The organism is Candidatus Woesearchaeota archaeon (assembly GCA_003694805.1).
GTDB lineage: Archaea > Nanobdellota > Nanobdellia > Woesearchaeales > J110 > J110.
On sequence record RFJU01000132.1, the window covers coordinates 1 to 4832 of the forward strand.

Below are 4832 nucleotides of genomic sequence, written 5' to 3' on the forward strand. Positions count from 1 at the left end.
CCACTTAAGAATGGATAACCTTCGAAAAATTTATATACAAAATACGCTTTTCGCCCATCTGAAAAAGCAAAAATCACAGGGAAAAACGCCCTTAACAAACCACAAACAACACAAGTAGTCCAGGACTGCACAAAAAAACCCACACGGAACGCTGAAAAATGAACCCGCCGCGTCAAACCAAGCAAGGCAAACGTTTTCTTCTCATCACTACCTTCATTATCACACTACTCCTCATCACTACCATCAATGCAGCAAACACCTCCGCCACCTGCTACCTTGTCACCAGCAAAGGTTTTTTCTACGATCCCCAATGCGACCGCATACCTGACTCAGCAACTGCCTGCGAGAGCGGGCACGGACTCATCCCGGACTACGACTGCGACCACGTCAATGACTGGAACGACAACTGCCCCTTCGTTTACAACCCCTATCAACTGGATTATGAAGGCGACGGCATTGGCGACGCCTGCGCAGGATTTGTCCCGCCGAGAACACACGCCCTCTTTTACACGCACTACCAAAACTTCATGCACGATTTCATGGAAGAATACGCGGGCCTGCTCGAGCGCTACGAACAAACACTCATCGCAGCAGCAAGCACTACCAGCCCAACCTTTCCTCTCCCAACACCGAACGAGGCGCAAAACTACCCGCCTCCCGAGCTCCAAGCACTGCAAGAGCAACTCAAATCACTCTTTCGCTCAGCAACCCTCAACGTCATCATTGACATCCTCGACGAACAAGATGCAATGCCCGGCGAAAGCGTTGTTTTTCCTATGAAACTCACCAACCAAGATACCAAACCACACACTGCCACCATCACCCTCTCCAACCTCTCTCCTCACGCGACCTTCCGTGTCGAGCCGAAAAGAACTATTACGCTCAAACCCCAAAGCACTACCTACGCTTCAGTTCACGTCGCACTTGACCACAACGCCCCCCTCGGCACGTATGAACCCGTCGTCTACCTGGATGTCGACGGCCAAAAAACCAGCGCACCCCTCCGTCTCAACGCTTATGAATACGCAAGCAAGGCAAGATACGACACGGCCACAGGCGCACAAGGCTTCCTAACCATCCTCGCAGCCATCTTCGTCTTCATCCTCATCATCATCGTCCTGCTACTCCTCCTCACAAGAAAAAAGAAAGAACCTGACATGCCAGAAGACATTGACGAATACCTCGCAAGGGAAGGACTCTAATACGCCATGCCATCGCCCCCGCAATCACTAAACATTCGCAAGAGCAAAAGGAAGGAGGGAAGCACAAACAAAATGCAAAAAACACAACACCACCAAGCCATCTGCACTCAAATGCAGAAGAAGCCTTCAGCATCCAAGACACTGCGCACCACGCTCCCACTTCCCCTCGCCCTCCTGCTCGCACTCACCCTCATCACGCCACTCGTATCCAGCACCATCGTCGTCAACTACCACTCAACAGGGTTTCAACTCACTAGTCCCAACGACCAAATCAAGATGTGCCAGTGCGCAGTCAAAACCGACTACGTAACCTTGGCCAATGAAGGAAGCTTTCCTGCAAGCTACTCCCTAACACTCCAATCAACCATTCCACCGGAACACATCAAACTAGGAAGCACAGAAGTCTTCCTCCAACCAGGCCAGGACGCAACCATCCCTGTCTATCTCACCGCAGCCTGCCCCGCACCAGAAGGGCGGCCAACACAACCCTCCGTTTTCCAAGAAGCATACACCATAACGGCAACGAGCAGCTTCGGCCGCCAACAAACCCTTGACAAACACGTCCTCGTAGGAACCTGCCAAAACATCCAACTCGCTGTTGAACAAACAAAGCCCGTTGTGAACCTCTGCGAAGCGCAAGAATACATCATACGCATCAAGAACGTCGCCACCTTCAAAGACGAGTTCAGCATCGACGCAGGACCGTACGACCAATACCTCACCATCCTCGGCCCCCGAAACGTCGTTCTCAACCCAGGTCAAGAAGTCTCCCTCCACGCAACACTAACCCTGCCATGCGATGCACAGGAAGGCACCTACGCGATACCGTTCACTGCCCGATCAATCAAGAACGGACTCGCAGGGACGGTAACAAAAGACCTCATTGTACAAAACCGCTTCGACCACTTCATCAAAGTCAACACGCAAGAAGCGTATTGCGGAAGAGAAGAAAGCGCCCTCCCTATCACGATAGGGAATATGAACACTCGAGAAAACACCTATCACATCACCCTTGACGGCCCGGACTTTGTCACCCTCGGGCAAGACACCCTCACCATCGGCGCGGGACATAGCGCAAGCGCCATTGCCACCCTCACACCCGGCAGGGAAGACTACGGAACCCACGAACTAACCATTACAGCGACCAGCGAGATAGGCCACGTCACAAAACAAAGAGTCGTTGAACTACTCATTAAACCCTGCTACGAGCACGAAATAACCTTCCTCGGAGAAAAAACAGAAGCGAGAACAACCCCCTTTGCTCAAGAAAAATACACCATCCCCCCTCAAGCCCCAACGGAGAACAACCAGGGGAGAAGCAAAGAAAACAAACGTGCAGAGAACAAACAACCAAGCAAGAACAACAACGGGAACGGAACCAGCGCAGCTTTCGCAGCAACATGCGGCGAACACACCTACACCATCAACGTACGAAATAACGGCCTCACAGAACAAACATTCAAACTCTCAAGGACAGGACCAAGCTGGGTCAAGCTCAAAGAAGACGAAGTCACCCTCGCCCCCTCAGAAAACGCAAACGTGGACCTCAAAGCGTTTGTTCCCTGCACCGGCGAGACGTACCCCTTCGCAATTACAGCAACCAATGAAGAAGCACCCGAGGCCAAAGAAACCATCACCCTCACCATAACCGCGCTCAGCAAAGAGGACGCCTACGGCATCACCATACTCAACGACCAACAAAGCATCACGCCAGAAACAAAATACCTCCCCCTCCTTCTCAAACACACAGGCATCCAAGGAGGAACGTACACGCTCACCCTCAAGAACGAATTCTTCACGCTCACGAACACTACCCTCACCATAGGGCCGGGAGAGGAAAAAACCGTCCTCCTCCAGACTGCCAAAGACCTTACCACCTACTTCCCAGGACGCTACTTAGGAGACCTCAGTCTCTTCATCACCGCCCCAGACGGGAATGTTTACTTCACGAGGAGCTTTGCAGTCACGCTCCAGAGCAACAACGTCTTCGCTCGAGCATGGAGAGCGGCCAAGGAAACCATCAACTCCGCCCAACTAAGCTGGTGCAACATCTGGACAATCCTTCTCCTCATCCTCATAGCAGCAAACATCCTTGCCCTCGCAAGCAAGAAGACGCCGTTCAGCAAAACACGACAAGAAACAAGAAGAATCGTAGCAGTCCTCTTCGGCGTCGGAGCCGTCATCTTCCTCCTTCTAGCAATTCTCACCATCCAACCAGCAACAACAGAGAACCAAGCAACCACCGCGCAGCAAGACACTATCATCCATCAATGGCCAGCAAACACGCCCTCAACGCTAAACCTCAAAACGTACTTTCCGGACGCTGACCGACTGCACATCGTGGCAGCGCAACCCCCAAACGTGGCCGTAACCATTAAAGAAGGCGTTGCAACCTTCGTCCCAGACAGGAACTTTGTCGGAGAAAACCGAATCGTTTTCATCGCCTACGACGAGGAAGGAACAATTCGAAAAAGCCCGTTCATCACCCTGCACGTCCAGCCAAGAACAAAGCTAACATTCCTCACATGGCTAAGCTGGTACTGCGCAACCATCAACCTCATCCTTCTCGCCCTCCTTTGTGTTCTTCTTGCCATCCTCTTCATCACACCACCAAAAAAACGAAGAAGCAGGAAAGGCGGAAGAGCCGCCTCTCAAACCGTCTTTGAGCACGAGAGGCAAGACGACTTCATCCCCATAGAAGAAATAATCAGTCCTGAAAGGCCCTCCAGCAGCAAGAAGCAAACAGCGAAGAGAAAACGAGGAAGGCCAAAAAAGAAGGCGGCCAAGAAGACTCCTCCCGCGCCTGCAACCAAGCGAGGTCGCGGAAGACGGAGGAAGACAGGAAAATAAACACCCTCACGAGTACATCCTTCGAAAAATCCTTCTTGCAAGCAACTCTCGCTCCCTGCACGCTTTGATGTGATAGGCGAGGTGGTGCTCACCGAAAACATCCTTAATCCAATGGTAAAAATCATTCTTCTCTTCATTCACGTGATAACGGAACACCTTTTCATCCATGCTAAGCAGTGCCTGCAGGAGCTCGTTCAAATCCTTCAAAACTGTTCCGTCACACACATAGAAATACTTCTCAGGGGGAATCGCTGCTGAGGTAATCTGCATAAAACAACACCTCCCCAAATCCCCTATATAAATTTTTTTGTTTTTTTCTCAATTGTTCGAGTTAGGGTAGTTCTTTTTTGGCAGGGAAGAAGTTAATGGTTAGAAACCTCCTCGAGCGTATTTAAAAGAGCTCAAACGAACACGGGGTGAGGATCTCCAAAGCTTGTCTGGCTTGGGAATTCTTCAAACAATCTGTACCCTGGCGAGTATCCCGAACTATGGAATAAAATAGCTCTATTATGCGGATCTTCCTTAAGCCAATCCCTCACTGCTTGATAATCTTCTTCATAAGCAACTCTAACACCTATCACATGAGCCCCTATTTTTTTGGCTTCATCGACAACTTTGTAAGCTTGCTTGATGTTGTCAGTGTCCACTCTGGTTATTTTCAGGTTCAATCTTGATAATTGCTTTAACTGTTTAAAATATCTGTCAGGCGCATCTGCATACTGTACAGGGTATCCTTTGAACGTTGTCTGCACAACTATTGGCTCATCAATTAGTATTTCC

At 50.4% G+C, this 4832-nt stretch carries 4 protein-coding genes; 2 read left to right on the plus strand and 2 right to left on the minus strand.

What is annotated here, in order from left to right:
- The first annotated feature begins 158 nt into the window (after window positions 1-158).
- Window positions 159-1202: a hypothetical protein gene (locus D6783_05080; protein ID RME52360.1), complete on the plus strand. Its 1044-nt coding sequence runs from the start codon at window positions 159-161 to the stop codon at window positions 1200-1202.
- 6 nt (window positions 1203-1208) lie between these two features.
- Entirely contained in the window at window positions 1209-4052 is a 2844-nt protein-coding gene (locus D6783_05085; protein RME52361.1) for a hypothetical protein, read from the plus strand.
- Between the two features lie 6 nt (window positions 4053-4058).
- Here D6783_05085 and D6783_05090 read toward each other — a convergent pair whose 3' ends face one another.
- Both D6783_05090 and D6783_05095 read right to left on the minus strand, forming a co-directional pair.
- Window positions 4059-4322, minus strand: a complete 264-nt coding sequence (locus D6783_05090) for a hypothetical protein (GenBank protein RME52362.1) — start codon at window positions 4320-4322, stop codon at window positions 4059-4061.
- Between the two features lie 131 nt (window positions 4323-4453).
- Window positions 4454-4832 (minus strand): hypothetical protein (locus tag D6783_05095; GenBank protein RME52363.1); only part of this gene is annotated, 379 nt, incomplete at its 5' end.

Bases quoted from the DNA above. Each gene is read 5' to 3' on its own strand.
- D6783_05080 (RME52360.1), top strand. From the start codon at position 159: ATGAACCCGCCGCGTCAAACCAAGCAAGGCAAACGTTTTCTTCTCATC.
- D6783_05085 (RME52361.1), top strand. From the start codon at position 1,209: ATGCCATCGCCCCCGCAATCACTAAACATTCGCAAGAGCAAAAGGAAG.
- D6783_05090 (RME52362.1), bottom strand. From the start codon at position 4,322: ATGCAGATTACCTCAGCAGCGATTCCCCCTGAGAAGTATTTCTATGTG.